Annotated in this window: 38 protein-coding genes and 1 pseudogene; 23 read left to right on the top strand and 16 right to left on the bottom strand. The window is 40.5% G+C overall.

The genetic code is table 11. From position 1 onward, the window contains the following. Nucleotides 1-91: 91 nt before the first annotated feature. Nucleotides 92-640, bottom strand: coding sequence for a GTP cyclohydrolase I FolE (folE, locus tag F944_RS10000; RefSeq protein ID WP_171063284.1), 549 nt, complete (start codon nucleotides 638-640; stop codon nucleotides 92-94). A gap of 359 nt (nucleotides 641-999) precedes the next feature. On the opposite strand from folE, the gene xdhA reads away from it, so the two are divergent. From xdhA to xdhC, 3 genes are read left to right on the top strand one after another with little or no spacing between them, the layout of a single operon-like run. Next, the gene (xdhA, locus tag F944_RS09995; RefSeq protein ID WP_004990068.1) at nucleotides 1,000-2,499 is read left to right on the top strand and encodes a xanthine dehydrogenase small subunit; all 1,500 of its coding nucleotides are present in this window, start codon (nucleotides 1,000-1,002) and stop codon (nucleotides 2,497-2,499) included. Nucleotides 2,500-2,501: 2 nt separating this feature from the next. Next, nucleotides 2,502-4,880 (top strand): xanthine dehydrogenase molybdopterin binding subunit, encoded by a 2,379-nt coding sequence (gene xdhB, locus F944_RS09990; protein ID WP_004990066.1) that lies wholly within the window; start codon nucleotides 2,502-2,504, stop codon nucleotides 4,878-4,880. A 12-nt stretch (nucleotides 4,881-4,892) separates the two neighbouring features. After that, the gene (gene xdhC / locus F944_RS09985) at nucleotides 4,893-5,870 is read left to right on the top strand and encodes a xanthine dehydrogenase accessory protein XdhC (RefSeq protein ID WP_010588768.1); all 978 of its coding nucleotides are present in this window, start codon (nucleotides 4,893-4,895) and stop codon (nucleotides 5,868-5,870) included. 10 nt (nucleotides 5,871-5,880) lie between these two features. Here xdhC and F944_RS09980 read toward each other — a convergent pair whose 3' ends face one another. Beyond that, the gene (locus F944_RS09980) at nucleotides 5,881-6,585 is read right to left on the bottom strand and encodes a Smr/MutS family protein (RefSeq protein ID WP_004990060.1); all 705 of its coding nucleotides are present in this window, start codon (nucleotides 6,583-6,585) and stop codon (nucleotides 5,881-5,883) included. Between the two features lie 21 nt (nucleotides 6,586-6,606). Here F944_RS09980 and F944_RS09975 point away from each other — a divergent pair, with 21 nt between their 5' ends. Further along, entirely contained in the window at nucleotides 6,607-7,131 is a 525-nt protein-coding gene (locus F944_RS09975) for a hypothetical protein (protein ID WP_010588767.1), read from the top strand. Between the two features lie 37 nt (nucleotides 7,132-7,168). On the opposite strand, the gene trpC is transcribed toward F944_RS09975, so the two are convergent. The 14 genes from trpC to F944_RS09905 all read right to left on the bottom strand — a co-directional run bounded on the left by trpC (nucleotide 7,169) and on the right by F944_RS09905 (nucleotide 16,305). Then, nucleotides 7,169-7,975, bottom strand: a complete 807-nt coding sequence (gene trpC, locus F944_RS09970) for an indole-3-glycerol phosphate synthase TrpC (RefSeq protein WP_004990056.1) — start codon at nucleotides 7,973-7,975, stop codon at nucleotides 7,169-7,171. Nucleotides 7,976-7,985: 10 nt separating this feature from the next. After that, nucleotides 7,986-9,035 carry an anthranilate phosphoribosyltransferase gene (gene trpD / locus F944_RS09965; RefSeq protein ID WP_004990054.1) on the bottom strand — a complete coding sequence of 350 codons (1,050 nt, stop codon included), beginning with the start codon at nucleotides 9,033-9,035 and terminating at the stop codon, nucleotides 7,986-7,988. Continuing rightward, nucleotides 9,036-9,620 (bottom strand): anthranilate synthase component II, encoded by a 585-nt coding sequence (locus F944_RS09960; protein ID WP_004990052.1) that lies wholly within the window; start codon nucleotides 9,618-9,620, stop codon nucleotides 9,036-9,038. Between the two features lie 112 nt (nucleotides 9,621-9,732). After that, nucleotides 9,733-10,035 carry a helix-turn-helix transcriptional regulator gene (locus F944_RS09955; RefSeq protein ID WP_010588766.1) on the bottom strand — a complete coding sequence of 101 codons (303 nt, stop codon included), beginning with the start codon at nucleotides 10,033-10,035 and terminating at the stop codon, nucleotides 9,733-9,735. Between the two features lie 72 nt (nucleotides 10,036-10,107). Next, nucleotides 10,108-10,395 carry a hypothetical protein gene (locus F944_RS09950; RefSeq protein WP_004990046.1) on the bottom strand — a complete coding sequence of 96 codons (288 nt, stop codon included), beginning with the start codon at nucleotides 10,393-10,395 and terminating at the stop codon, nucleotides 10,108-10,110. Between the two features lie 10 nt (nucleotides 10,396-10,405). Next, complete coding sequence (locus tag F944_RS09945; RefSeq protein ID WP_004990045.1) at nucleotides 10,406-11,026, bottom strand: hypothetical protein; 621 nt, start codon at nucleotides 11,024-11,026, stop codon at nucleotides 10,406-10,408. Continuing rightward, the gene (locus F944_RS09940; RefSeq protein WP_004990038.1) at nucleotides 11,023-11,955 is read right to left on the bottom strand and encodes an ATP-binding protein; all 933 of its coding nucleotides are present in this window, start codon (nucleotides 11,953-11,955) and stop codon (nucleotides 11,023-11,025) included. The genes F944_RS09945 and F944_RS09940 overlap by 4 nt, the downstream gene beginning before the upstream one ends. A 10-nt stretch (nucleotides 11,956-11,965) precedes the next feature. Then, nucleotides 11,966-12,379, bottom strand: a complete 414-nt coding sequence (locus tag F944_RS09935) for a hypothetical protein (RefSeq protein WP_004990036.1) — start codon at nucleotides 12,377-12,379, stop codon at nucleotides 11,966-11,968. Further along, nucleotides 12,376-12,651 (bottom strand): hypothetical protein, encoded by a 276-nt coding sequence (locus F944_RS09930; protein ID WP_004990033.1) that lies wholly within the window; start codon nucleotides 12,649-12,651, stop codon nucleotides 12,376-12,378. Before F944_RS09930 ends, F944_RS09935 begins: the two co-directional genes overlap by 4 nt. Continuing rightward, nucleotides 12,648-13,277, bottom strand: a complete 630-nt coding sequence (locus F944_RS09925) for a pentapeptide repeat-containing protein (protein ID WP_004990031.1) — start codon at nucleotides 13,275-13,277, stop codon at nucleotides 12,648-12,650. Before F944_RS09925 ends, F944_RS09930 begins: the two co-directional genes overlap by 4 nt. A gap of 210 nt (nucleotides 13,278-13,487) precedes the next feature. Next, a complete protein-coding gene (locus F944_RS09920) occupies nucleotides 13,488-14,321 on the bottom strand; it encodes a hypothetical protein (RefSeq protein WP_004990028.1) in 834 nt (277 codons plus the stop codon). A 1-nt stretch (nucleotide 14,322) separates the two neighbouring features. Further along, a complete protein-coding gene (locus tag F944_RS09915) occupies nucleotides 14,323-15,141 on the bottom strand; it encodes a HipA family kinase (protein WP_004990027.1) in 819 nt (272 codons plus the stop codon). Between the two features lie 49 nt (nucleotides 15,142-15,190). Continuing rightward, nucleotides 15,191-15,493, bottom strand: a complete 303-nt coding sequence (locus tag F944_RS09910) for a hypothetical protein (protein ID WP_004990026.1) — start codon at nucleotides 15,491-15,493, stop codon at nucleotides 15,191-15,193. A 23-nt stretch (nucleotides 15,494-15,516) separates the two neighbouring features. Further along, nucleotides 15,517-16,305, bottom strand: coding sequence for a LexA family transcriptional regulator (locus tag F944_RS09905; protein ID WP_004990024.1), 789 nt, complete (start codon nucleotides 16,303-16,305; stop codon nucleotides 15,517-15,519). A 126-nt stretch (nucleotides 16,306-16,431) separates the two neighbouring features. Here F944_RS09905 and F944_RS17290 point away from each other — a divergent pair, with 126 nt between their 5' ends. From F944_RS17290 to F944_RS09815, 19 genes and pseudogenes are all read left to right on the top strand, one after another. Then, the gene (locus tag F944_RS17290; protein ID WP_004990022.1) at nucleotides 16,432-16,653 is read left to right on the top strand and encodes a helix-turn-helix domain-containing protein; all 222 of its coding nucleotides are present in this window, start codon (nucleotides 16,432-16,434) and stop codon (nucleotides 16,651-16,653) included. Nucleotides 16,654-16,719: 66 nt separating this feature from the next. Then, entirely contained in the window at nucleotides 16,720-17,220 is a 501-nt protein-coding gene (locus F944_RS09895) for a phage regulatory CII family protein (protein ID WP_004990019.1), read from the top strand. Between the two features lie 40 nt (nucleotides 17,221-17,260). Further along, nucleotides 17,261-17,482: a type ISP restriction/modification enzyme gene (locus F944_RS17470; RefSeq protein ID WP_410468267.1), complete on the top strand. Its 222-nt coding sequence runs from the start codon at nucleotides 17,261-17,263 to the stop codon at nucleotides 17,480-17,482. Further along, a complete protein-coding gene (locus F944_RS09890; RefSeq protein WP_004990012.1) occupies nucleotides 17,479-17,964 on the top strand; it encodes a hypothetical protein in 486 nt (161 codons plus the stop codon). Before F944_RS17470 ends, F944_RS09890 begins: the two co-directional genes overlap by 4 nt. Beyond that, complete coding sequence (locus F944_RS09885) at nucleotides 17,954-18,298, top strand: hypothetical protein (protein ID WP_004990010.1); 345 nt, start codon at nucleotides 17,954-17,956, stop codon at nucleotides 18,296-18,298. The genes F944_RS09890 and F944_RS09885 overlap by 11 nt, the downstream gene beginning before the upstream one ends. Continuing rightward, entirely contained in the window at nucleotides 18,295-18,591 is a 297-nt protein-coding gene (locus tag F944_RS09880; protein WP_004990008.1) for a hypothetical protein, read from the top strand. The genes F944_RS09885 and F944_RS09880 overlap by 4 nt, the downstream gene beginning before the upstream one ends. Then, nucleotides 18,588-18,929 carry a hypothetical protein gene (locus F944_RS09875; protein WP_004990007.1) on the top strand — a complete coding sequence of 114 codons (342 nt, stop codon included), beginning with the start codon at nucleotides 18,588-18,590 and terminating at the stop codon, nucleotides 18,927-18,929. Before F944_RS09880 ends, F944_RS09875 begins: the two co-directional genes overlap by 4 nt. Next, a complete protein-coding gene (locus F944_RS09870) occupies nucleotides 18,926-19,873 on the top strand; it encodes a helix-turn-helix domain-containing protein (RefSeq protein ID WP_004990006.1) in 948 nt (315 codons plus the stop codon). The genes F944_RS09875 and F944_RS09870 overlap by 4 nt, the downstream gene beginning before the upstream one ends. Further along, complete coding sequence (locus tag F944_RS09865) at nucleotides 19,866-20,549, top strand: thioredoxin domain-containing protein (RefSeq protein WP_004990005.1); 684 nt, start codon at nucleotides 19,866-19,868, stop codon at nucleotides 20,547-20,549. Before F944_RS09870 ends, F944_RS09865 begins: the two co-directional genes overlap by 8 nt. After that, nucleotides 20,546-21,412 carry a phosphoadenosine phosphosulfate reductase domain-containing protein gene (locus F944_RS09860; RefSeq protein ID WP_004990002.1) on the top strand — a complete coding sequence of 289 codons (867 nt, stop codon included), beginning with the start codon at nucleotides 20,546-20,548 and terminating at the stop codon, nucleotides 21,410-21,412. The genes F944_RS09865 and F944_RS09860 overlap by 4 nt, the downstream gene beginning before the upstream one ends. Nucleotides 21,413-21,420: 8 nt before the next feature. After that, nucleotides 21,421-21,690 (top strand): hypothetical protein, encoded by a 270-nt coding sequence (locus F944_RS09855; protein ID WP_004990001.1) that lies wholly within the window; start codon nucleotides 21,421-21,423, stop codon nucleotides 21,688-21,690. Then, nucleotides 21,687-22,040, top strand: a complete 354-nt coding sequence (locus F944_RS09850) for a hypothetical protein (RefSeq protein ID WP_004989998.1) — start codon at nucleotides 21,687-21,689, stop codon at nucleotides 22,038-22,040. The genes F944_RS09855 and F944_RS09850 overlap by 4 nt, the downstream gene beginning before the upstream one ends. Next, complete coding sequence (locus tag F944_RS16975) at nucleotides 22,027-22,164, top strand: hypothetical protein (RefSeq protein ID WP_004989996.1); 138 nt, start codon at nucleotides 22,027-22,029, stop codon at nucleotides 22,162-22,164. The genes F944_RS09850 and F944_RS16975 overlap by 14 nt, the downstream gene beginning before the upstream one ends. A gap of 3 nt (nucleotides 22,165-22,167) precedes the next feature. Continuing rightward, a complete protein-coding gene (locus F944_RS09845; protein WP_004989994.1) occupies nucleotides 22,168-22,539 on the top strand; it encodes a hypothetical protein in 372 nt (123 codons plus the stop codon). 291 nt (nucleotides 22,540-22,830) lie between these two features. Further along, nucleotides 22,831-23,028 (top strand): lysis protein, encoded by a 198-nt coding sequence (locus F944_RS09835; protein ID WP_227613856.1) that lies wholly within the window; start codon nucleotides 22,831-22,833, stop codon nucleotides 23,026-23,028. Beyond that, a pseudogene (locus F944_RS09830) lies at nucleotides 23,003-24,193 on the top strand (DUF4055 domain-containing protein); the annotation flags it as partial. The gene F944_RS09835 and the pseudogene F944_RS09830, both read left to right, overlap by 26 nt. A 16-nt stretch (nucleotides 24,194-24,209) precedes the next feature. After that, the gene (locus tag F944_RS09825; protein WP_004989988.1) at nucleotides 24,210-25,295 is read left to right on the top strand and encodes a minor capsid protein; all 1,086 of its coding nucleotides are present in this window, start codon (nucleotides 24,210-24,212) and stop codon (nucleotides 25,293-25,295) included. Beyond that, nucleotides 25,292-25,513: a hypothetical protein gene (locus F944_RS09820; protein WP_004989985.1), complete on the top strand. Its 222-nt coding sequence runs from the start codon at nucleotides 25,292-25,294 to the stop codon at nucleotides 25,511-25,513. The genes F944_RS09825 and F944_RS09820 overlap by 4 nt, the downstream gene beginning before the upstream one ends. A gap of 113 nt (nucleotides 25,514-25,626) precedes the next feature. After that, on the top strand, nucleotides 25,627-26,352 hold the full coding sequence (locus F944_RS09815) for a hypothetical protein (protein ID WP_000875652.1): 726 nt from the start codon (nucleotides 25,627-25,629) through the stop codon (nucleotides 26,350-26,352). Nucleotides 26,353-26,369: the final 17 nt, after the last annotated feature.

Raw genomic sequence — 26,369 nt, 5'->3', positions numbered from 1 at the left:
ACGATCTACCTTCATTATTACTTCGTTAATGTCAATAATCGCCAGACTTTATGTTATTGTCTGGCTGATAATTTAAAATTTTGGCAGAAAGTTAATAACTTTCAGGTACAGCACTTAAAAATTCACGACGAACTTCTTTATCGGTTTTAAAGTCACCTAAAAAAGACACAGTACGCGTCGTCGATTCCTGTTTACCTACGCCACGCATCATCATACACATATGTGCTGAATCAATCATGACAGCAACGCCACGTGCTTGTGTTACTTCTAATACAGCCTCTGCAATTTGCTGCGTCAGATTTTCCTGAATCTGTAAGCGACGCGCAAACATTTCAGTAATACGGGCAAATTTAGATAATCCTAAGACTTTACCCTCAGGTAAGTAGGCGATATGCACACGTCCGTAAAATGGCAAAAGATGGTGTTCGCATAAAGAATAAAATTCAATATTTTTAACCAACACCATTTCATGGTTATCTGATGGAAAAACCGCACTATTGGTGACTTCTTCCAGTGTTTTGCCATAACCAGAGGTCAAAAAAGAAAATGCCTTGGCAGCTCGAATAGGCGTATCTTTAAGCCCAGGACGATTTAAATCCTCACCCACTGCGGTCAGAATATTTGCATAGGATTGCTGCATTGACATAAGACGTATTGGCTTACTCTATTAAACAAGCTCGGCATTGTATCAGAAAACCGATCAAGTGGGTCATGTAACTTTGCAGGATATTTATTCAGATGGTGCTTAATATAGAAAAGCTGAATAAAATTCAGTTTTATTGTGGCTGATATTTCATCAAATGCTAATTTTCTCCTTATTTTGTGATAAAAATCTGCTAAAAAAGAATAATAGTTTGGCTGTTTATAGTTGATTTTAAAGATATATCTAAACTCTTATATCGGTTATTTACAACTGCAAAAACCAAGTCATCACATTTAATGTGGCATTTTATTTGCTCATCTTTGAGTATCTGGATGCAGAAGTAAAAAGGATAGAAAATGTCAGCACGTCCCATCACGTTTTATTTCCGAGGACAATGCCAGCAAATTGAAATGCTTGCACCAACCACGACCGTTTTACAATATTTACGTGAATATGTTTCGGCTGAGAAAACGCGCCAAACTGGAACCAAAGAAGGCTGTGCAGAGGGCGACTGTGGGGCATGTACGGTGGTCATTGGAGAGTTGGTGAATGATCAATTACAACTGCGTAGTGTCAATGCCTGTATTCAGTTTTTACCTACTTTAGATGGTAAAGCCCTTTTCACCGTAGAAGATCTTCAGCAACTCATTTCAGCTTCAACAGGTCAAATGCATCCTGTGCAGCAAGCAATGATTGAGCAGCATGGCTCACAATGTGGTTTTTGTACCCCAGGCTTTATTATGTCGTTGTGGTCAATGTACGAAAATGAACTACATGCTCCCAATAAAGAAAAAGTCAGTGATTATGTTTCAGGGAATTTATGCCGCTGTACAGGTTATCGTCCAATTTTAGATGCCGCACAACAAGCTTATAATTATCCACGTGTGCAATTAGAGCGTGAAAAAGTCATCAAAGTTTTGACTGAGATTCACGCTTTACCGTCTTTAGAATTAAATTATCAGGGGCAGCAATTCTTTGCGCCTAAAACCTTACAGGAGTTTGCAAGTTTACGTCAGCAATTTCCACAGGCACGCATTGTCGCAGGTAGCACCGATGTCGGATTGTGGGTGACGAAGCTTGGTCGAAACTTGGGCGATATGCTGTATATTGGTCAGGTTGAAGAGTTAAAGAAAATAACAGTAAACAATGATCAACTTGAGATTGGTGCCAATGTCAGTTTAAGCGATGCATTGGCTAAAATATCTGACATTTATCCAGATTTTTCTGAATTACAGCGCCGTTTTGCTTCCATGCCCATCAAAAATGCAGGGACTTTAGGCGGTAATATTGCCAATGGTTCTCCTATTGGCGATTCAATGCCTGCTTTAATCACACTGGATACCATGTTGCGCTTGCGCTGTGGCGAGCAAACTCGTGAAATCACTTTGGCTGATTTTTATCTGGATTATCAAAAGACAGCTTTGCAGGCGGGTGAATTTGTTGAAGCGATTTTAGTGCCAATTCGTGAACCATCTGAAACTTTTAAATTTGCCACTTATAAAATCTCAAAACGTTTTGAACAGGATATTTCGGCGGTGTGTGCTGCCTTGAGTTGTGAGTTAGATGAGAATAAAGTGGTTCAAACCATTAAGATTGCGTTTGGTGGTATGGCGGCGATTCCAAAACGGGCGTTTAATACCGAAAAAGTTTTGTTGCGACAGGTGATCACCCCTGAATTACTTGAACAGGCACAAATTGCATTAGCGCAGGATTATCAGCCGTTGAGCGATGGTCGAGCCAGTAGTGCTTATCGACTGCAAGTGGCACAGAACTGTTTACAGCGGTTTTATGTAGAAAAAATTCAGGCGCAAAATCTTACTCGAGTTGAAGATTTAATCGCATTGGTGGAGGTGTAACAATGAATCAGTCCATCGAATTAAAGAGTTTAAAAGCATCGGCCAAAGCAGGGCAATCGATTCCACATGAAAGTGCGCATTTACATGTAACAGGGCAAGCGACCTATATTGATGATTTGCCAGAGCTTGAAAATACCTTACATCTGGCAGTCGGTTTTTCCCAATGTGCCAAAGGTAAAATCACACAATTTGACTTAAACGCAGTTCGTCAGGCAGATGGTGTCTATGCAGTGTATACGGCTGATGATGTTACCATTGAAAATAATTGGGGCCCTATTGTCAAAGACGATCCGATTTTTGCCAAAGATCAGGTCGAATTTTATGGTCAGGCCTTATTTGTGGTGGCAGCTAAAACTTATCAACAGGCACGTAGAGCCGTGCGTTTAGCCCAGATTGAATATGCTCCTGAAACTCCGATTTTAAGTATTCAAGAGGCGATTGAACAGCAATCTTGGGTGTTGCCACCTGTCGATTTTAGTCATGGAGAGGTTGAGCAGGCTTTTCAAACTGCATCGCATCAACTTTCTGGTTCCATTGAACTCGGTGGACAAGAACATTTTTATCTAGAAGGGCAGATTTCGTATGCTGTTCCTCAAGAAGATCACACGCTCAAAGTCTATTGTTCGACTCAGCATCCTACCGAAATGCAATTATTGATTTGTCATGCATTAGGTTTCAATATGCATCAGGTCAGCGTTGAGGCACGTCGTATGGGTGGTGGCTTTGGCGGCAAGGAATCACAGTCGGCACAATGGGCGTGTATTGCCTCTCTTGCAGCACAGAAATCTGGTCGTCCATGCAAACTTCGTTTAGACCGTGATGACGATATGAGTTCGACGGGTAAACGTCATGGTTTTGCCTATGAGTGGTCGGTGGCTTTTGACGATTTAGGTGTCTTAGAGGGTTTAAAAGTTCAATTGGCATCGAATTGTGGTTTCTCTGCGGATTTATCAGGTCCAGTGAATGAACGTGCGATCTGTCATATTGGCAATGCGTATTATCTAAATACCGTGCAACTGCGTAATTTACGTTGTAAAACCAATACCGTATCCAATACAGCCTATCGTGGTTTTGGTGGACCACAGGGCATGTTTGTCATTGAAGTGATTATTGACGACATTGCCCGTTATCTAAAATGCGATCCAGTCTTGGTGCGTCAACGTAACTTTTTTGCAGAAAAGCCTGGCAATGGTCGTGATCATATGCATTATGGCGCAGAAGTTCGGGACAATGTTGCGCCGAAAATGGTCGAAGAGTTATTGGAAAGTAGTCAATATTTTAAACGTAAACAAAACATTGATGCATTTAACCAAAACAATGCAATTATTAAACGTGGAATTGCGCTGACACCACTTATGTTCGGTATTTCCTTTAATGCGGTGCATTATAACCAAGCAGGGGCGCTGGTTTATGTGTATATGGATGGCACGGTTGCCATCACCCATGGCGGCACAGAAATGGGGCAGGGTTTATATACCAAAGTGCGTCAGGTGGCTGCACATGAGCTTGGTTTAGCCATTGATCAGGTGCGTTTGGTTGCAACGGATACGTCACGTGTACCGAATACTTCCGCGACTGCGGCTTCGAGTGGTGCTGATTTAAATGGTAAAGCCGTACAAAATGCCTGTATCAAGATTCGTGAACGCCTTGCCAAACTTGCGGCTGAAATAAGTCAAAGTGATGTTGAAGGCATTCAGTTTGAAGATAATCAAGTCACTACAAGTAATGGTCAGTCATGGGCATTTCCTGATTTGGTGAATCGTGCCTATATGGCACGGGTGCAGCTTTGGGACAGTGGTTTTTATAAAACCCCAGAAATTCATTATGATCAGGTCAATCATTTAGGTCGTCCATTTTTCTACTATGCCTATGGTGCGGCGGTCAGTGAAGTGGCGATTGATACTTTGACTGGGGAAATGAAAGTATTACGAACTGATATTTTGCATGATGTCGGTCGTTCGATTAACCCAGCCATTGATATTGGTCAGATTGAAGGTGGTTTTATACAAGGCATGGGCTGGCTCACTACTGAAGAGCTGTATTGGCAACCGCAAGGGCCACATGCAGGACGCTTATTCACCCATGCGCCGTCGACATATAAAATCCCGACTAGCGTCGATATTCCGCATGTCTTTAATGTCAAATTGTTTGATAATCAAAATGCTGTCGATACCATTTATCGCTCTAAAGCTGTGGGCGAGCCGCCGTTTATGTTAGGACTTTCGGTATTCTCTGCGATTCGCCAAGCCGTACAAGCTGCGATTCCAGAGGATGCACCGCTTGAGTTAAATGCGCCCGCGACCGCAGAAGAAATTCTACGTGCGATTTCAATCGGTCGAGGTCATGCATTGCTGGATCGCCCAGAACCTAAATTGCGTTAACCATTGAACATGATGCAGCATTTACAATGGTGGCGAGACTTGGTCGAATGGCAGCAGCAAAATATTTCTGTCGTATTGGTCACTGTGCTTCGTGCAGATGGTTCGACCCCACGAGAAGTGGGGGCAACCATGCTGTTACGACTCGATCAGCAACAACAGATTCAGCAATCCGATACCATCGGTGGCGGTCATTTGGAGTTTCAGGCGATCGATATTGCCAAACAAATGCTATTGAGTTCTGAATCATGCCACCAACGGATTGAACGATTCAATCTCAGTGCACGTTTAGGACAATGTTGTGGCGGAGTGATGTGGCTGTTATTTGAAAAAATAGAAGCTATTAAGGATGAACTGATTGCTTGTCAGGCTGCATGGCAAAAACGTCAAAGTATCATCAGGACAGTGTCGGATGGTCAGGCATCCAGTTGGTCGATTGCAAATGATTCATCGGCTTCATCTAACAGTGAATTTCAGCAAGATGATTCCAGATGGCAATGGATTCAAAGTATTCAACCCTATGCCATGAAAGTCATGATTTTTGGTGCAGGTCATGTGGGTGAGGCGATTGTGCGCTGTTTATTGCCGATCGGGGTACAGATCACTTGGGTGGATAATCGGGACGACATTTTTCCACGTGATTTAATGGATCAAGTCAAGTGTATCAGTACTGATGTGCCAGAAGCGGAAATTACTCATTTTGATCGATCAGGGGCAATTTTGATTTTAACCCACGATCATCAGTTAGATTTGCAATTATGTTTTGAAGCGTTGAAACCTTCAGATCAAGCTTTTGCCTATGTCGGAATGATTGGCTCAAAAAGTAAACGGGCGATTTTTGAAAAACGCATGAGTGCACGGGGTTATCCACAAACTCAACTTGAATCTCTGGTTTGCCCGATTGGTATCGATGGGATTAGCTCCAAGCAACCTGCAATCATTGCAGTGTCAGTCGTGGCACAGTTGCTACAGGTGTTTAATATTCAGAAATGATGCAATGGAATCATTTCTGTGCATCATATTTCGGATTCTTCTCTGCACGTTTGAGTAAAACCAGAACAGCACCAGTACCTCCCTGATTTTCAGGCGCACTAACAAAAGCTAATACATCCCTATGTTGCCGTAGCCAACCATTTACATAAGTTTTTAAAATCGCTTCAGGGCCTTTGCCATGTACGATCTTAATCACATTCTGATTTTCTGCTTTCGCAATCTGAATGATCTGTAAAACGGCGGAACGTGCTTGCTCAACGTTACAGCCATGTAAATCTACGGCTTCAAACCAGCGTAACTTACCCGCTTTTAAGTCTTCAAAGACTTTATGCTGTAAGGTCGCAATGCGATAACTCAGGCTGGCTTGACTGGCAACAGGATTTAAAATGGCTTGGGTATCTGAAATTTCAGTCATTTCAGTGTCAGCACTGCCTTCTGCCGCTGCGCGTTTGGCTAGGGTTTGTGCATCGACTTTTTTGGCTCGACTCGGTTTAATATCTGCGATATTGCCATGATCAATCGGTTTTACACCTTGCAATGCTTTACTAAACAGTTGGCTGTCATCTTCTGGCTGAGTTTGCGGCCCATTGTAAATCGGCTGCTTGTTTGACGCTTGCTTATTGCTTGAAGTTTCCTGACCATTTGAGATTTGTTTTTTAAACTGTTTTAGCAAATCTTGTTGGGCTTTGGAAAGGGAAGTGTCGTGTTTGCTCATAATAGAATCATGGTGTAGCTTATGGCTGTATGTAAACATTATATTATGAAATACCAAATATATGAAAAAAAGGCACATAAAATGGATGATGCTGAAAAATTTTGCTTTAAATTAAAGCTTGAAATTGGATTGCTTACTACTAAAGAGATTCAAGATTGGGCGAATGAAGAAGTATTAAAAAATAATCAAGATGAATTCACTTTAGACATTTGCTTTATGAAATCGGAAGAAGATGTTCGAGAATACTTTAATCAATTAAGCTATGTTGATTTGAATCTGAATAGGCAAAAAATTGCTGTAACCATTTTAAAAGAATATCTGTTAGAAAAGTATCCTTTGAATTTAAATACAGATATAGAGCAGTATTTAAGTGATATTAACTTTATAACAAAGCACATTATTGATGATGAACTACTTTTATTACTAAATATTTATGAAGCTCAAATTGACTTGGCTTATACGAGAACTATACAAATGACGGTTAATGAAGCATTCGATATGTATTTATATTATTTAACTAAATTTTTAGAGAAGAAAGAACAATAGCAAATGTTCAATTTGCTATTGCTTTAACAAAATTAATTTAAACCAGCTTAGGCACACCAAATAACGCAGTAAATGCCTGATCTGGCCGTGGTTGTTTCATAAAACTTTCACCCACCAAAAATGCATGAATGTCATGATCCTGCATCATGGCGATATCAGCAGGGGTGGCAATACCACTTTCAGTGACCAATAAACGTGACGGATCAAGTAGTTTCTTCAAACGTAAACTGGTATTTAAATCGACATCAAATGTTTTAAGATTACGATTGTTCACCCCAAGCAAACACTTCTCAGAAAGTTTAAGTGCGCGTTCCAACTCTTCTTCGTCATGTACTTCGACCAGCACATCCAAATTGTATTCAAATGCAGTCTTAGACATTTCTTCAAGTTGCTGATCCGATAAACATGCCACAATCAACAAAATACAATCAGCTTGTAAGGCACGGGCTTCAATGACATTGTAAGGATCAACCAAAAAGTCTTTGCGTAATGCAGGCAGATTGCAATGCTCACGAGCAATCGCAATATTTTCATCTGCACCCTGAAAGAAATCAACATCGGTCAGTACAGATAAACATGCTGCACCTGCCTGTTCATATTGCGCCGCAATTTCCGCAGGATTAAAGTCAGCACGAATCACACCTTTAGAGGGCGATGCTTTTTTAATTTCAGCAATCACACCGGGACGTTTACGACGCAAAGACTGTGCAAAGCCACGAACAGGTGTGGCCTGTTTTGTCCATTCTTCAACATCTTTTAGGCTACGTTGTTTTAAACGATCAGCCAGTTCTTCATGTTTACGATCAACGATTTTACCCAGAATGGTATTTTGAATCTGAATCATTTGGATAACCTCAGTTGTTTGAGTATTGCTTTAATGCTTTGGTAAATTCAGACAGAATGCTCATTTTTTCTAAAGCCTGCCCGCCGTAAATAATATCATGCGCCAATGCCACACCTTGTTTATAACTGGTGCTGAGTCCTGATACATAAATACCAGCCCCTGCATTGAGGGCAATCATATTTGCAGCTTTTTCACCAATTTCGGATTTTTTACGTCCCAACGCGTCTTTAATCAATTTTAGACTGGCGCTAGAGTCTTCCACAATTAAACCACTCAAAGTTTGAGAAGTGATGCCTATATCTTCAGGGTTTAAAATCCATTCGATAATTTCACCATTTTTCAACTCTGCGACATAAGTGGGAGAGGCAAGGCTAATTTCATCAAGTCCATCTTTGGAATGAACCACCATGACATGCTCTGCACCAAGTTGCTTCATCACTTCTGCAATTGGGCGACACAGTTCATCTGAAAATACCCCAATCACAAAGCGTTTTACCCCAGCCGGATTCGTAAGCGGGCCGAGTAAATTGAAAATGCTTCGAATGCCCAGTTCTCGGCGTGGACCAACCGCATATTTCATGGCTTTATGATGATTTGGCGCAAATAAAAAACCAACGCCCATCTCACGGATACAACGTTCAGTCTGTTGCATATCAAGATCTAGGTTAATCCCAGCTTGTTCTAATAAGTCTGATGAACCCGATTTGCTAGATACACCACGATTGCCATGCTTGGCAATGGTGGCACCTGCCGCAGCAATCACAAAACTGGACGCAGTGGATACATTAAACAGATTTTGACCGTCACCGCCTGTACCTACAATATCAACCAAATAGTTGATATCACTCACGTCGATTTTAATTGCCAGATCACGCATGACACGCGCCGCAGCGGTAATTTCATCGATACTTTCACCTTTCATGCGCAAACCCATCATCAAGGCACCGATTTGTGCTTCGGTGGCTTCGCCCTGCATGATGCTACGCATCACGTCTTCCATTTGTGCTTGGGTCAGATGAATATTTTTGGTGATATGATTTAAAGCTTGTTGAATATTCATTTATGCATAAATCTCTAAAAAATTCTTGAAGATTTGGTGACCATGCTGGCTCAAAATCGATTCAGGGTGAAACTGCACACCTTCTACAGGCAATGTCTTATGTTTAACCCCCATGATTTCTTCCATAGAGCCATCAGCTTGGTTAGTCCAGCAGGTCACTTCCAGACACTCAGGTAACGTTTCCTGTTCAATCACTAAAGAGTGATAACGTGTTGCTGAAAATGGCGATGGCAAATCACTAAAAATGCCTTTATCAATGTGATGCATATCGGATAAACGACCATGCATCACCGTTTTGGCACGAATGATATTGCCACCGAAAGCCTGACCGATTGCCTGATGTCCTAAACAAACACCGAGCAGGGGAATTTTGCCTGCGAAGTGATGAATGGCAGGAATGGAAATCCCTGCTTCAGTCGGAGAACACGGGCCAGGACCGACCACCAAATACTTTGGTTGCCATCGTTCAATGTCCTCAAGAGTGACTTGGTCATTGCGAACTACTTTAACGTCTTGATTTAACTCGCCAAAATATTGGACGATGTTGTACGTAAAAGAGTCGTAATTGTCGATCATGAGAAGCATTTTAATTGCAACCTATTGATTTAATTGATTTATGCAATGTGGTTTAATTAATGTTACTCACAAAGTTACTCACAATTGTTAAAGTATTGAATTATGAGACATTAAAAAGCCGCTATGTGTAAGCGGCTACTTTATCAGAATTTGATGTCTTTGTGACTACCTTATTCACATACGAGTTAAGGTAGTAACTATATCGCCCATCTTTACGGGGCGGGTCAATTTCACCTTTCTTAATTCGATCATAAAAGGTTACTTCAGTCATTTTCATGCGTTGTGCAAATTCTTTTATAGAGACACGACGTTCGTCAGTAATGGTAACTTGTTTCTTCAACTGTTGAAGCTCGTCGTAAATCTTTTCAAGCATGTTTTGTTCTGGAATAGAGTTATTCACATCAACCTCCTTCAGCTTCTTCATCTGAGTTACGTTCCGTTAAGTGCTCTGCCAAATCTTCTTCAAAAGCCTTTCTTTCCTGCTCTAAATCAATCATCACGCCACCATTTGATAACTAAGTTTATTCATCAAAGCCATACCACGCATACGCAACTGGCTCACAAAATGCTTATCTCGATTCAACCAAGCTCGGCAGAATGAGCTAAATTTCTTCTGGCAGACTTCATTCATTGCAAAACCTTTATCTGTCTCAGTTGTAGAGATTTTTGCAACTTCATTGCCACGTTTGAGAACAGTAAAGCCTTTCTTGTAAGATGCTCCATATCCCGACTCATGCATAAACATGAGAAAGGGAAGAAGGAGATTATTTGGGATGTGGGTCATGGTTTAGCTCCTATGTTATTAAACCTAATTTCGGTTTCCAGTATTTCGCAAAGTCCGCAACCTCACGTACTAAATCAAGAACATCATTTATAAGCCCTTGATATGAATACATCTCAAGCTCGTGATAAGCTTTTATCTTCACATCAATAATTTCACCTTCTTTATGGTTTTCAGGTAGCCCAGAGTGCTCAAAAACTTGATATTTAAAGCGCTTCCCTTTCAGGCTCATAACTAAGTAAGCGCGCCATTGGTATGAATCCATATATCTGTCAGGATCAAATGAACCAGTGAGCTTGTGATCAATAATTTTGTTTGGAGTTTCTGCATCAATCTTAGCGACAAGATCAACATCCTCAAAAACACGAACCACATACTTCTTTTCGCGCACAGTTCCAAGCTCAATAGTGCCATCAAGGTCATCTTTAAGTAGAAAGTTAAAACCTTGCTCAAGCCCTTTGCTGTAATCAAAACCATGCTCAAGAACAGAATGAAATGCAGTGCCGCACCGCATTGCGAGGTTTTGCTTCTTGCCTAAAAAAAGCTCTTTAGCGACATCCTCTGATGTCATATCATCGTTAGACATACCCCAAAGATAACTATCGAGCATTGTCACTGATAACCGTGTAATCATGCTGTTTGCTCCCTTGGTTGAACACTTACAAATGAATTGGATTCTTTATTAAAATCGAATCCGTATTGACGAGCTTGCTGCAAAACCTCATTCCACATCTGACGAACAAAAACATGGTTTTTTGGAAGCTTTGCTTTTAATTGCTCAAAATCCTCAATTAATTCAGATGCAAGAACCTCTGATTGCCAGTTATCAAGTTCTTTTTGAGCCTCAGCCTGAGATTCACTTAAATTATTAATGTGGCTCTTTGCTTGATTTAGAATTGAATCAAGTTGATCTGGCTGGGTATCCAGATCATTCAAAATTAAATTACCTATTGCGCCTGAATCTTTTGCATGAAAAGCAATGTTGGGTGAAAAGTTAATTGCTTTTTGAGTGCCTTGTGCGCCCTGAACCGTGGTCATATAACCCATCATGTCTGCAACTTTATAGGCTTCTTTTTTACTTGCTCCAACCATGTCTGGACGAAAAATAATATCATCGCCTTTTTTATCTTCTGCGGTGTGTGCGAGCAAAACTACATCTTTGCCAAAACTACGAAGTAAATTAAACCAATGGGTGAACGTCTTGTTTAGTGTTCCATAGCCTTGAATTGACAATTCATTTGAGTTTCTGCGACAGTTCTTTTGATCCTTAACTAAATGAGCAATAATCACATCAAGCATACGACCCGCTGTATCAACAATTACAGTGTCATAGTCTTTTAAATCATCGGCAGTCAGGGCGGACACATCCGTCCATTTAGTTACCTGAACTGTATCTTTACGATATTTGCCTGCGCGATGCGCACCTTTATCAAAATCGAATAAGATTGGGTTTTTAGTAGAAAAGGCGAGTGAGGTTTTCCCAATGCCAGGATCGCCATAAATAAAAACAATTAAGTTCTCTACACGCATTGGCTCTTGAGCCGTTACAATATTTAGTGCCATCTTCTAATCCTCAATATTCGTAAGAACGTTCTTGGTCTTCTTTAATTTGTTTAATCTTATTTTCCCAAGCTAGCTCTTTTAACCACTCATTTAACCTTTGAGCCTGTGCTTCTGTAAGCTTGAATTTCATCCCATTACTAACTTCGTATTCCGAAAAATCTTCAACCAAAGCTAGTGATTGTGTATCAACCTCTAAATAATCAAAGTTAATATCAACTGCGTTTTGCGGATCAGATGAAGCGTTATATTCAAAGCAATCTTCTTTCTCAGATGCTTCAATCACCCCAGACACATAAACAGGGTAGCCATCGCCAGATACTTCAAGTGTGAAGTAGACAAAATTCGCTTGAGTTTTAAATTCATCAGCAAGTGCTAGTTCTGGAAATGAGGCAGCAAAAACTTCAGGCTTATAGTAAGTGTTCATCGAACAACCCCCAATGTATTGCCAGTATTAGATTGAAGTACAGCCAGATCACGGTTAGAGCCATTATTGAACTCCTGTTGATAAGCCTTAGCCTTCGCTTCTTGATAGTCCATCTCATCAGCAGTCTTATAAACAAAAACAGCAGATAAGAACGCGAAGAACAGAACGACAAAGCCGATTGAAAGCAAATTCATGAAAGATGGTGACGCAAGCTTTTCACGCTTCTCATTTTGATTCTTGATCAATTGATCGATTAATTCGTTTTGTGTCATTGATCAACCTCCTCATCTGAATGAACATGCGCTTCACAAGCAGCAAAAAGCATGACCTTGTATTGATTCCAAAATTTCAAAGCATCACTATCCATGCGACTAATTTCTTGATCTGTAAAAGCTTTCCATTGCTCTACTTTGTGGTTTTGACAGCCGATTCGCATGTAACCAAATCCATTAATGCAAACAAGCCATCGTAAGGTTGGGATAATAAGCGGAGCATTTTTCGCACCCCAAAGATTCGCGTCCCGAAGATTCGCGCCCCGAAGATTCGCGTCCCGAAGATTCGCGCCCCAAAGATTCGCGCCCCCAAGATTCGCGCCCCAAAGATTCGCGCCCCAAAGATTCGCGCCCCGAAGATTCGCGTCCCCAAGATTCGCGCCCCAAAGATTCGCGCCCCAAAGATTCGCGCCCCGAAGATTCGCGCCCCAAAGATTCGCGCCCCAAAGATTCGCGCCCCGAAGATTCGCGCCCCAAAGATTCGCGTCCCGAAGATTCGCGCCCTCAGCAATAGCAGTCTCAACCGCATGACGTGCAATCATTCCAGATTCCATACCGTCAGGGATTTCACAAGTGAAAAGGACCTCGCCAGTCCAGCGATTTTTAATTTCGTAATTCTGTGTCATAATGACCTCACTCTTTGAGTAAAGCCCTTTGATGTCGAGTCGGAAGGGCTTTTTGTTGTCTTGATGAGATAAAATATACCCACTAGGTAAATATAAGTAAATACCTTTGAGGTAAAATATTTAAAATAATTTTTACTTGTTTGGTAAATTATTATTTAATAGACAAAAGAAAACCCACCGATGGGGTGGGTTGTGTAATAAGAAAAATATCTAACTTGCTTTGAGCATTTCAAAAATTCTTGCTGCGCCTTCTTTTTCAGAATCACATGTATAGATATTGATGTGAGTTTTTGATGCCACTTCTTCCCTTAGGAGTTCAATATTTTCTTTCATTCTAGCCAAAGTTTTTAATGGTACTTGTAGATTGTCATCTGTTGGCATTTGTATAATCAAATCATAGTTGCTAGATACATTGTGCGAATCAAATATTTGCAAATCCATTAAGTTTGACTTCATTCTGGTAATAGTTTGTGATGTGCAAACATTAAATTTCGCAGAATAACGAGCAGTATGGAATCCACAAGAAATTTTTACGTCTTTTCTGATAGGGATTTTTATATCAAATGCATTTTCATAGGATGAATCAATTTCTAACACTGCATTTTTAACACGTTTAGACCAACGGTTGTCGACTTGCTCATTCTCAAATAAACTATCTTCTTGCTCAAATAATCCCTTTAGGGCAACAGAGCCAAGGCTTGCAGTTTTGTACAAAGCTTGCCGAACTATGCCTTTAATATTATCTGACTGAGAGGTATGCCAAGCACCTATAGTTACACCATCAAGAGTGGACTCCCCATTATTTTTCAAAATATTTGCTTTTATTAGTTTTATATATCCATTAAATGATGATGCTTTGGTTCCATATAAGCTATCAATAACTGTAGGATGAAGTGCATCAAAAACCTCAATTGTGCCACTTAAATCTTTGGTTGTTATTAGAATTGCAATAAGCTCCCCACTTTTTGGTATTGGCTCAAAATACACAGTTCTCCACTCGGCAAAAAAACTAGGTTCGGAAGGAAATGAAATTTTACCAAACATCTTAACCTCCGATTAAATCTAATTGTTGATGTGATTGTGGTGGCTTTATAGCATTTTCAATTAAAATTGCCAACACACCATTTCTGGCATTTAAGAAATTTCTTACTCTTTCAATGATTGTATTATATTCATTAAGCAGATAATGATTTTGTGCTTTTTTTGCAAGTGAGTCGCAATTTGTCCCCCACATTTCATCAGCAATACATTTTTTAATTTTTGACATTAACTTAAATGTATAGATTTCATTCTCACCTTTGTAATGTTGAATAATTTCAGAAATGTTACCAACTTTAGTTATCTCATTGATTGGTAGTCTTGGATCTTGTGATGAAAAGAAAGCTTTTTCATGATCGATAAATCTAAAAGAGTCACCATCATACAAAATATTTGAATTATTTCTGTCAGGATTGGCGATTAGTTCATCAAATGCCACAATAGAGTGTAACCCCGAGAAATCAAGCAAACACTCTTCACTTAATTCGTGATCCATTAAAAATCTCTCAAAGGATGGCATATCGTACATTTGAGAGCCAAATAATAATGTTGGTTTATCTACAGCGATTTGCGGGTGGTTCGGCTCAACCAAGACAAGCATCGGTTTGGGAATAGGGATATCAAGCATTAGCCCAATTAATGCGCTAATAATCTCTATACACAAACCCTCAGCGTTGCGGCATTTTTTAATATATGCAGGAAACTCCCCTTGGTTTGTAGCTACAAAGCCCGTCCATAATGGATTTGATCCCTTATTGCTGATCTCCAAGTCAACTAATGCTCTTCCATATAGCAGATTTTCATTTATGAAGTTTTCTAATTCCATGCATTAATCCTTATAATTTAACCTGACTTGATTTTGTCGAGTTCACAGTTTATTGTTCAGAATACTTTTCCAAAAACTCATCAATCCAGCCTTGCGCAGCGTCAATGTTTGTGATGTCAGCCAGTTTTAAATTTGTGTTTTCTGCTTCATTAACACCTTCAATGATTGCTTCAAAGATATTTACTTCACTAATGACTTCACGTGCTATTTCAGCGGGATCATAACTTTGCTTGGCTTTTTTAAGTCCTGCGATTTGCTTATCAATCGCTTCACCTATTTTTAATAATGCAGCTTTAAATTCTTGTTTATTGATAGATAAGGAGGTTTTAGATTTGTTTAGTGTTGCGATCATGATTTATTCCTATACGAATTACTTTAATCATTGGGATTCAAGTAAGAATTTGGATGATCTTGCTTATGTTGGCTCGGAGGGACAATGTCCGTGATAGCTATGATGCTTTCCACATCATCCATTTCAAAAGATAGACGCTCGCCACCATTGACAGCAAGTAGACTCAACACACCGCCATTTATTCCCACAAACTCTTTAATTGTGCAGCGCCCATCCTTTAAACAAACGTGAACAAATTCTGTTGGAACTGGTTCGGCATCTGGATCGCATACTACAAACCAACCATTACGAATTGCCGGAAACATTGAATCCCCGGTGCCACGAACTCCAAATGCTCTTGGCCCAGCACTGTGAGTAGGAATGTATCCATCACCACCGTTACCTTCGTAGCCCATATCTGTAAAATAGCCATCCATGCCCATTTTGGAATAAGCCTTAACTGGCACCCATCGCTTATTTAAAACAATCGGTTTTTCAATAATTTTAGAAAAAAGAACAGCATCTTCGTTGTCGGGTATGTTGTATCTCTTCTTAAATGCCTCGATATCCAAATTATTTAATAAAATTTTATCATCTTTAAAGTGTTGGTTTGACTGATCCAAGTAACCCTTTGGTTTATTGAATGCGGCTTCGATCTTCTCAGCAGTATCGTCACCAATATTCTTTGTAGGATTTTTTCCTAAATATTGGCTCAATAAGCTGTAAGACATATCGATTTTTTCAGCAAACTCTTTGCGCTTTAGCCCCGATTCATCCATTAACTTTTTAGCATTTAAAAATCTAATTTCATGGATCGTTTTTAAATCAGCCATTTTCAGAACACCTTTATCTCAGATTACAAAAATACCTGACAGGTAGAAAAAATAAATACCCTGATAGGTTGAATTAAATTTACCTTGAGGGTATATTTATTATTAATTTACCTTCAAGGTGTACTTATGGTTACCCTTTACGATTTTTGGCGAGGCCTAACAAAAGCTGAGCGAGTTAAGTTTTGTGAAGCTACTCAAATCTCATATCGCTACATGGAGAATCATTTAATCCATGGAAGAAAAAAACCAAGCATGGAAACAATCCAGAAAATTGTTGATGCAAGTGACCAAAAACTAACTCACAAAAGTATTTTTGAATTCTTTTTGAGGAAGTCTGTAGCTAGCTAAGGATTGTTTCTAAGTATTAGGGGTTTTCTAAAGAAAATAAATGTGAAAGAAAACAAGGATTTCACAATGAATGAATTGAGATTAAGTAAAGAAGCTCAGACAGCACTTTTCCAGATGATCAATAACTCTGAAAACTGCGGGCCGAAAGATATTGCGATGGCAATTGGCGATTCTCACAACATGGTTTGTAACTATGCAAATCAGAATATGCCGAATCATTTGCCGAATATTCGCAAGCTCGAAGCAATGATGATGTACACGCGCAATCCCGCCATTTTAAAAGTCTGGGCGCATCAACTGGGCTTTGCATTGGTACCAGTGGATTGTGACAACTCAAAACATCATGAGCTATCAATTTTTGAAGCAATGATGATGCACAACATCAAGTGTGGGAAAGCTAACAAGGTTGTATTTGATGCATATGAAGATGGTGTGGTCACAGCTCAGGAATATGAAGAAATCCATCAGATTGCAAACAACTTAATTGAATTAATTAAGGCAGTGGATAGCGCTGCATACAAGCACATGCAGAAATATTTATCGGCTTTAGACAAAGAAAAAGCCTGATTTCACGGATCAGGCTTAGGCATTCATCAACTTACAGGAAATGAACATGACAAATATATCAAAACACCCGTGCATTGACAACATTGAATCAAACGAGCCGTTTGTCATAGCAACACCAGAATTCCCAAATCTCGTTATTTGTGTGAGCACAGGAAATAGCAAGCCTTTCTCAGTTCTAATCACTGACTGTACACCTGATTTGCATCTAGTTAATAACAGTCAGTGCTTTCCGCTCTTTTTATACGAAAAGGTAAACCCATGAGAACGGACATTGAAAAAGCCAGAGAGCAGGAAGCGATCTCACTACAGTATCAAGAGAAAGCGAATTTAGATGCTAAACGACAAAAGCGCGATGGAGTTGTGGTGACGCCAACACAAGTAGTTGATTTTCAGATTCGTTCGACAATCAATCAGGTTTGGGAGCTTTACAGACGAAAGCCACATGAAGGGATTGAGTGGTTGGATCCATTTGGTGGGTCGGGAATATATACAGCTCGACTTTTGCAGATTGTGGATTTAAGTCCAGATCAAAAATACGAATTGTCACAAAATTGCATCGTTGCTGAGATCAATCCAATCGCTGCTCAAATTTGTTCAAATAATTTAGCAAGAGTGGTTCAAGAGGAAACAGGGGTTGATGGTTACGTGCACGTTGTTTGCGTTGACACATTTTCAATCCCGCCAGATGTGAATTTATTTGAATTCCCGTGTGTTACTCCCGAGGTAAAAGTTTATGAAATTTGATAATACAAAAAAACACCCGTGCGCTAACAAGTGTACAGATTTTAAAGATGAACAATGTAAGACGTGTTTAGTGAAAGAACAAGAAGGGCAGAGTGAAGCTGAGTTTTTGGTGGGGGATGTGGTGGTGTCTACCCTTGATACGGTAATTCCTGAACTTTTTGAAGTTCAAGAAGAGCCACATCATTCTTATGAGGAATATGTAATGTGCAAGCCCCTCAACCACGTTTATAAGTGCTGGCTTGCGCTTAATGAAATAAGACCCGCTACCGTGGCAGAACTCAACGCAAACCGCCGTTTGTCAGATGCCGAGCAAGCATTAGGGGAGGTTTCATGAATTCTAAATTTCAAAACCAACCTGATTTTAAGCAGATTCAACAGGTGCAGTCCTTTCATGAGCCTGCTTTGCGTTTGTTAAATCAATTGTATGCGCGTAATCAAGAAAACCTGCGTAGCAAAGGCTATGACGAAAACAATGCAGCGATAACTAAAAATGTATTGTCAGAAGTGATGGCTCGTCAATTTCGCATAACGCAATGGTTAGCAAGTCAGATCGTAAGCAGTTTGATTCATTCAGGCTTGGTGGATTCATTTGGTGGCTATGTGAAGCCTAAGGTGGGTGGGGTATGACAAAACAAGCGCCTCAATCCAAAGCACCAAAAGAATATCAAATCCCTTTGTTGGCACCTGTACGCATATACTCAGCCAAAGAACTGGCTGCTATGCCGCTTTCAGTGATGAACCAATGTCTTGAGGCACAGGAGAAGTTCGCCGTGTTAGAGCAATTAACTCAAATGGGGGGGGGCTGCAATAACAATACGCCGTTTAATGGAAGAGGGTTTTCCATTAATTCAGGTTATCGAAAAATCACGCACACGCTACAAGATTGCTGGCGAATTTTATCCACCAAGGATTATTCGTCAGTTGGAAAAGCGTGGTTTGGTGAAGTTGGGAGCCAATTCGCATGAGCAATAAGATCTCCACAGCAGTCAAATACATGCAAATGCCTAATGTGCCTAAGCAGGTTCTTCGTGAGCTTGCTGATTTTGCCGACGACAGTGGTCGGGCATTCCCAAGTATTACTACACTAGCAGCAGCATTGTGTCTAACTACACGATCAGTGATTAACGGGCTTTCTTACCTACGTGACAATGCAATTATTACTCAATCTACAGGTATAGGTGGAAACAATATTTACTATATTCACCCTGAAAATTTTAAGGGTGAATTCAAGTATCCACGTCGTGTGGCAAATGAAAGTAGTGAATCACATTCATCAGAGCTAGTGAATGACGTTCACCAGTGCAACACATTCACTAGTGAATCTGGTTCACCTACTAGTGAATGTCATTCGCAGGGTGGTGAATCTCGTTCACTTGAGGTAGTGAATGACGTTCACACTAACCATCATATTAACCATCAAGAACCACTAGATAACCATCAATATATATCTGCGGATGAAAAACACACTCTTGATCCAGTTACTGAAAAACATGAAGAGCCAAAATCAAAACCTAAGTCAGAGAAGATTAAAAAACCAAAAACAACCATGACCACACTTCCTGAAAACTTCGAAGTAAGCGAGCGGGTCAAGCTTTGGGCAGCTCAAAAGGGATTTGATCGCCTTGAAGAGCATCTTGAGTATTTCATTGGTTACGCCGTTGCCAGTGGCAAGAAGTATGCAGATTGGGATCAAGCTTTGATGAATGCAATACGTGGTAACTGGGCAAAGTTAAAACCTGAGGGCATTCGTAATCAGCATCAAGCAGCTCAACCACAAAGCCTGAACGCAAATTACTGGGCTAAATTCGCGCAGTATGAACAACCACGAGAACCTGACCACTGGTTTGACGAATCGATTGATGTCACACCAAAAAAGACGGATTGGATTGAGGGGGTAGGTCATGCGTGAGATTGCCCGGGTAGAGACCATGCCGTTTGAACAGCAATTGATTTTGACACTGCAAACCATGTACGCGCCGCAGTTTGCAAAACACTTTGATGGCAAATCAATGGATTTCGTTGAAAGTGTTGTGAAGGCAGTACTGTCGGGAGTGGATCAAGAGGGATTCAACAAGGGCATTGCTCGTTTGTTGTCTGGTCAGTCTAAGTTTATGCCGACGATTCAGGAATTTAAATCCTGGTGTGTCTCAGGTACATGGACCGCAGTTGAAGCTTGGTACCACGTTTGTGAATGGTCAAAACACAAGCCAAAAAAAGATAAATCCCAAGCATACAAAATCACTGTATTAGCTAAGCAGTGCTGGGATGAGATTTATCACATCGCACTTGATGGGAATATGCGAGAAGCCAAAAGCCAATTCATCAACCTGTACGAAGAAAGGCTCACCAGAGCGCAGTTACGCGGTTTAAAGCAGGAGTTTTATGAACCACCGACTGCACTCACATTTGAAACTACGGAGAAGCAATTTAAGGCTGATAACAAGAATCTGGATCAGGAAAAGCTTGCAACGATGAAGAGCCTTGCACAGCAATATCAATCCAAAGGCATGTCAGTAGTTGCGGCGTTCAATCAGGCATCAATTGATTTAACTGGTAAAAGCATGATGCAAGGCGGTGCGGCATGAAAAAAGTTATCAGTTTCTCGGGTGGAAGAACTTCAGCGTATCTAGTCTATTTGTTTAAAGACAATCCCGACGCACATTTTGTACTCATGGATACTGGGGCGGAGCATCCGGCAACTTATCAGTTTATTAAAGATATTGTGAAGCATTGGGCCATTGATCTTGTTTGCTTGCGCACAGTTGTTGATCCAGAAATGAATAAGGGTGTGAGCTATAAAATTATTCCACTGAATGATCTAAAACAAGATTTAGAACCATGGAAAGCAATGTTGAAGAAGTATGGAAGCCCATACTATGACATGCCTTTTTGCACTGCTCGAATGAAGACAGAGCCTTTTGAAAAGTATTGCAATGATGTGTTTGGAAAAAATAATTTCGAGCGCTGGATCGGTATTCGATTCGATGAGCCAAAACGCCTGCCGATTGAAGTGCTAGAAAATTTAAGTCTGCCAATTCACAAAAAAGCCTCGCATCAAAAAGCAGGCTTTAGATATTTAGCTGAAATCTGTGAGTTAGATAAGGATCAAATCTTAGATTGGTGGGAAGAGCAGCCATTCGACTTGGCCATTACCGAGCACTTAGGTAATTGCGTTTTCTGCATTAAAAAACATCTGCCTAAGGTTGCTCTTGCTGCAAAAGATGAGCCTGAACAAGCAGTGAAATGGATTGAGATAACTCAAGGTACAGAGGTTAGATCTGAGGGGCGTAAATACAATCACCATCGTATGTATCGAGAGCGCTTACACATGAGTGATGTGATTGAAGCATTCAAAGATCATGATCGTGACGAGCTTTATAAAGCGTTAAGAAGCAGCAAGCGATATGAGTCTGGATCATGTTCAGAATCATGTGAAGCGATAGTGTGAGGTTAAGCATGAAAAACAACAATCCAAGTCCAGTTTCTCAACGTTGCGAAGTATTTCAGAACGTGTTTGACATTCTGTTATTCGCCAGTCACGCGACAAAACCATTTACAAGCCATGACATTCAAGAGTGTGTGATGGAAGCGCCTATCAACACGATTCAGAACTATTTAGCTGATTTGAGAGAGCGCGGATATATCAAGAAAGACTCTAATTGCACTTATGTTGCGACGCAGTTCACTAAAGATTTACTGAATGTTGAAGGGAAAATTAAGCCATGACAGCAACAACAGTAGAAGAATGGTTAGCGCAGGGCAATCAAATCACAGTAATTCAAGGATTCGCTGGCATTGCCCCGAAGCAAAAATTTAACAATCGTGAAGTGAAGCTGCGTGGTCGAGCTAAAACACAAACGCAGATGCCAAGACTCAATGAAGAACAAGCGAAAGAATTAAGCGATTGGCTAGATGCGAAACTAGGTCGAACTTTGGCTTTAGCGAATTATATGAATTGTTCGGCTACAAAGATCGGACTGATCAAAAATCGTAAAACACCATGCTCTAAAACCCAATTTGAAATGATGAAAAAGGGGATGCGGGCAATTGAGGGCGTTAAGCATGAAAGCACATAAATTTGTAGCAGATTTCGGGATTGATGTAGCGAAAGAGGTATTAGATGGTGCGCCAGAGTGGGCTAATTTTTGGATAAGTAGAGATCAATATCATTGCTCTGTTATGAGCTTTAAAAGGAATTAAGAAATGAATAGTCGTGAAGCGTTTGAGAGAGTATTCAGTAATTCATGTGTTGATCTCAGTAAAGATGAAACAGGTGAATATTCATCTCAACCAACAAGAATGTGCTACTCGTTTTTTGTTGTTGGGTGGCAAGAACAGCAAAAGCGGATTGATGAACTAACAGTTGGTTGTGGTTTGCAGCGAGACCATATCAAAGGATTAGAAGCGGAACTCAAAAAGGCTTGGACTACCGTGGATCAAGAAGGCCACAAAAAACATGGATTGGTAATGTTGCTTAAGTTTATCAAAGAGCATTTTGAAATGAATGATCTTGATAAAGCAATGCCGCGTGTGTACGAGGAGTTAGAACAAGCACTCAAAGGGGGTGATGTATGAGTGATTACATGCAGATGACACTTGAGCAGCTTCAGCAAGAGCATGCAGAGCTGCTTTTATTTAATGAACAATTTTAGATCGAGAGTGTAAATCACACAAGGCTAAAGCTCAAAAATATCAAAGAAAGTGCTGGCAGATTCAAACACTTCTGATTAATCCAGTTGATCAGGATATGACTTTGAAAGCCATCAAGACAGTTATTGAAAGAGTGGGTGAAGCATGAAAGCAATCAAAATCCCATGCGAACATGATCTTTTAAGCAAAGACACAAATATATGGACTGACGCTGTAATGCGCTGCAAGCATGGCTTTGGTCACTGTGGTGGTGATGGGTATTGTCATGCGGGCGGGGCTTGTTTCGTAGATCAAGAATTAACAAGAGAACAGGCGATTTTAGAAGTAGATCGTCTAACTCAAGAATTACATAACGCAAAGTTAGAAAACGACAAGCTTAAAAACAGCTCAGATGGTGGGCGTGGTATTTGCTGAGGACCCAACATTCGAACCAGATGGAATGGATTTTCTTAAATACGATGCAGATGGTACAGGTAAGTCAATTTACCAAGTTGCACAATCTGCCTTGCAAGGTCAGCTTAAACATGCACGTGGTGGTTTATTTGTTGATTATCCAACTACTGACGGCAATGTGTCTGTGCAGCAGGCAGAGAGCTTAGGCATTCGACCAACAATCGTATTTTATGAGTCGTTGAGCATTATCAATTGGAGTCTAAAGCGAGTTGGTTCGGTCTATAAGCCTGAACTTATTGTCTTGCATGAGAAGACTACGGTAAAAGATCCAGAAGACGAGTTCTCTAAGAAAGAAATCAATATTTACCGCGTACTTCGACTTGATGAAAACAATGAATATAACGTTCAAGTTTATACAGATAAGTCAGGAGAACTACAGGGTGGGAATATCTTCTACCCAACGAATTCATTAGGCCAAAGATGGAATGAAATTCCTTTTATTCCTTTGGGGTCTTTGGCTAATGATTGGAATATTGATCCTATCCCGTTAGAGCCAATCGTCACGATGAACCTAGCCCATTATCAGAATAGCGCAAGCTATGAAGAGATGGTTTTCATTTGTGGTCAAGCCCAACCAGTTATTAATGAACTTGATGAAGGTTGGCGCGACTGGTTGCAGAAAAATGGTGTTCGCTTAGGTTCTAAGAATCCTTTAATGCTTCCGAAAGGCTCATCATTTGACTACAAGCAAGTCACTGAAAGCACCTTAGCAAAACAGGCTATGGATGCTAAAGAAAAGTACATGCAGGCGATGGGAGCAAAGATTCTTGAGACCGAGCAGGTCAACAAGACAGCTACCCAATCAAATAATGAAAAGCTTGCCCAGTACAGTGTCCTTTCTTTGTGTGTAGCAAATACCAATGAGGCGATGGAATATGCGCTTAAATGGTGTGCGGCATACTACGGAAGTGGATCTAAGGCGAAACTCACCATTAAGCAAGACTTCGCCAAAGGCAAGATTGACCTTGATACGCTTAAATTCTATTGGGAAATGGTACTTGCTAATCGAATGAGTATGGAAACATTCCATGAGTTGCTTACAACTGGGAAAGTACCAGAAATTAGCTATGAAGATGAGCAAACACGTATCGAAAGCGAGTCAATTAATAGACCTATGGTGGTTTAAATCGCAGGAGTGACAAATGAACGTCCAGTTGTCACAACAAGCTCTACTTGATGCCCTGGTATCACATCAGGCTTATCTCTACCGGTTGTCTTCAACTGAAATCAATAATCTCCTAACACAATTTGATTCACTCTCTAGTGAGATGCTTTCAAAGTTAAGAGATTTGTTAGATGACTTGAGTGACGCTGAAAAGACTGCATTGATGGCAGGACAATATACAACACCAGCATTAAAAGAAGTAAGGACATTAGTTCAGACTTGGCAGGCAAGTGTTGCATCAGGATTGCTTGAGGGCTTCACAGTAAGCGCTACTGCATTAGCGGTGTATGAAGCTTCATATCAAGCTAAAACTCTCGCTAATCGCAAAATAGAACCAAATGGAAAGACACTATTCAACAAGGCAAAGAAAACGCCTTTAAGCGGTGGTGTGCTACTTGATTACCTATTCGAGAAGATTGCAGACGATACAAAAGTACGAGTAGAGCAAACAATTCGAGATGGTCTATCTCGGGGTCAGACAAACCAGCAGATTGTTCAGCGAATTAAAGGCAAGAAGGCTCTTAATTACCAAGACGGTTTGCTTGATCAGAGTAGAAACCAGATTTCTACAATGGTACGAACTGCTCGAAGTCATGTGTCCAATGTTGCTCTGAATGAAACATATCAGATCATTGGTGTTGAATATGTAAAGTTCATCGCAACACTAGATAGCCGCACTTCTAAAATCTGTATGGGTTTCTCGGACAAGGTTTACAAGAAAGATGAGCCTCATCCTGTGCCCCCACTTCACCCAAACTGTAGATCGATCCTAATTCCTGTCTCTGATAATTCAGGTAAGACAATCGGCATGCGACCATTCAACAATAAAGTGAATGGTGAAGGTGATATAGGTGTTGTGGATTCAAATACAACTTTCAAAGGCTGGTTTGATAAACAAGATGCATCTTTTCAAAAGTCTTGGCTTGGTCCATCACGATACAAACTATTCAAAGAGGGGAAATACTCATTGGATAAGTTTGTAGATCCTTTAACAGGTCAGCCATTCACACTTGCTGAACTCAAAAAGCTTGATGAAGAAATGTTTAAGAGGTTGGGATTATGATTGGTCAAGCATATGTTTTGTATTTCATTATCTTGCCTGCAATTTTTGGCTTGCTTGGGTTTATGTGGCTTTTATGGCAAGTCTATGTGAATGTTTTTAGTTGTCAGTGTTATGACTGCAAAATGCATCGTATTTATGGTGGCGACTTTAAGAAGTGTAAAGATGGTGGATTTAAGGGCGGTTGTTGTGAACACGCCAGAACAACAAATCATTTATGACTTAATCCTAAAAGCATGGACTAAGTAATCAAATTAATACCAATAGCGCTCCAATCGGGGTGCTTTTTTATTGCCCGCAGTTTGTGACTGCAAAACCGCTCAGGGAGCAAAACATGAAATACAAACTCGATAGCCTAGAGGGCTTATCTGATGAAATGAAAGCGCTTTACGAAGAAAAAGATGGCGCATTTTATTTAAAAGTTGAAGGTCTGCCGCAGCAAGATAATTCAGAACTGGATGGGCTGAAACGGAAAGTTGAAGAACTTCTTGGTGAAAAGAAAACTGCCCAGCAAAAACAACGTGAAGCTGAAGAAAAAGCTCAACGCGAAGCCGAAGAAGCAGCCCGTAAAAAAGGTGACGTTGCTGCAATTGAAGCATCTTGGAAAGCCAAGCTTGAGCAAGCAGAAGCAAAACATGCAGAAGCTACCAAAGCATTGCAAGACCAAGTCTACAAATTAACTGTCGGGCAAACAGCACAAGCATTAGCAAGTGAGCTTTCAATCAAAGGCTCGGAGGCAGTTTTGCTTCCACATATTACAAATCGTCTTCAAGTTGAAACTGATGAAAACGGAGAGGTCAAAGTACGCGTACTAGATTCGCAGGGCAAACCTAGTGCTTTAAGTATTGATGACCTCAAAAAAGAGTTTCGCAGCAACGTGGCATTTAAGCCATTAATTGTTGCATCAAATGCGTCAGGAAGTGGGGCTTCTGGCGGTGGTTCAGGTGGTGGAGCTGCCAAGAAACCAAGTGAAATGACCACGCAAGAGCGCTTGGAATTCCAAAAGAATGACCCTCAAGGGTTCCAAGCAGCAGTAGCGAATGGTGACTTTAATAATTAATTATTGGGAGTAACTCC

Source organism: Acinetobacter ursingii DSM 16037 = CIP 107286, from assembly GCF_000368825.1.
Lineage (GTDB): Bacteria > Pseudomonadota > Gammaproteobacteria > Pseudomonadales > Moraxellaceae > Acinetobacter > Acinetobacter ursingii.
This window is presented reverse-complemented; position numbering and strand designations above follow the sequence as displayed.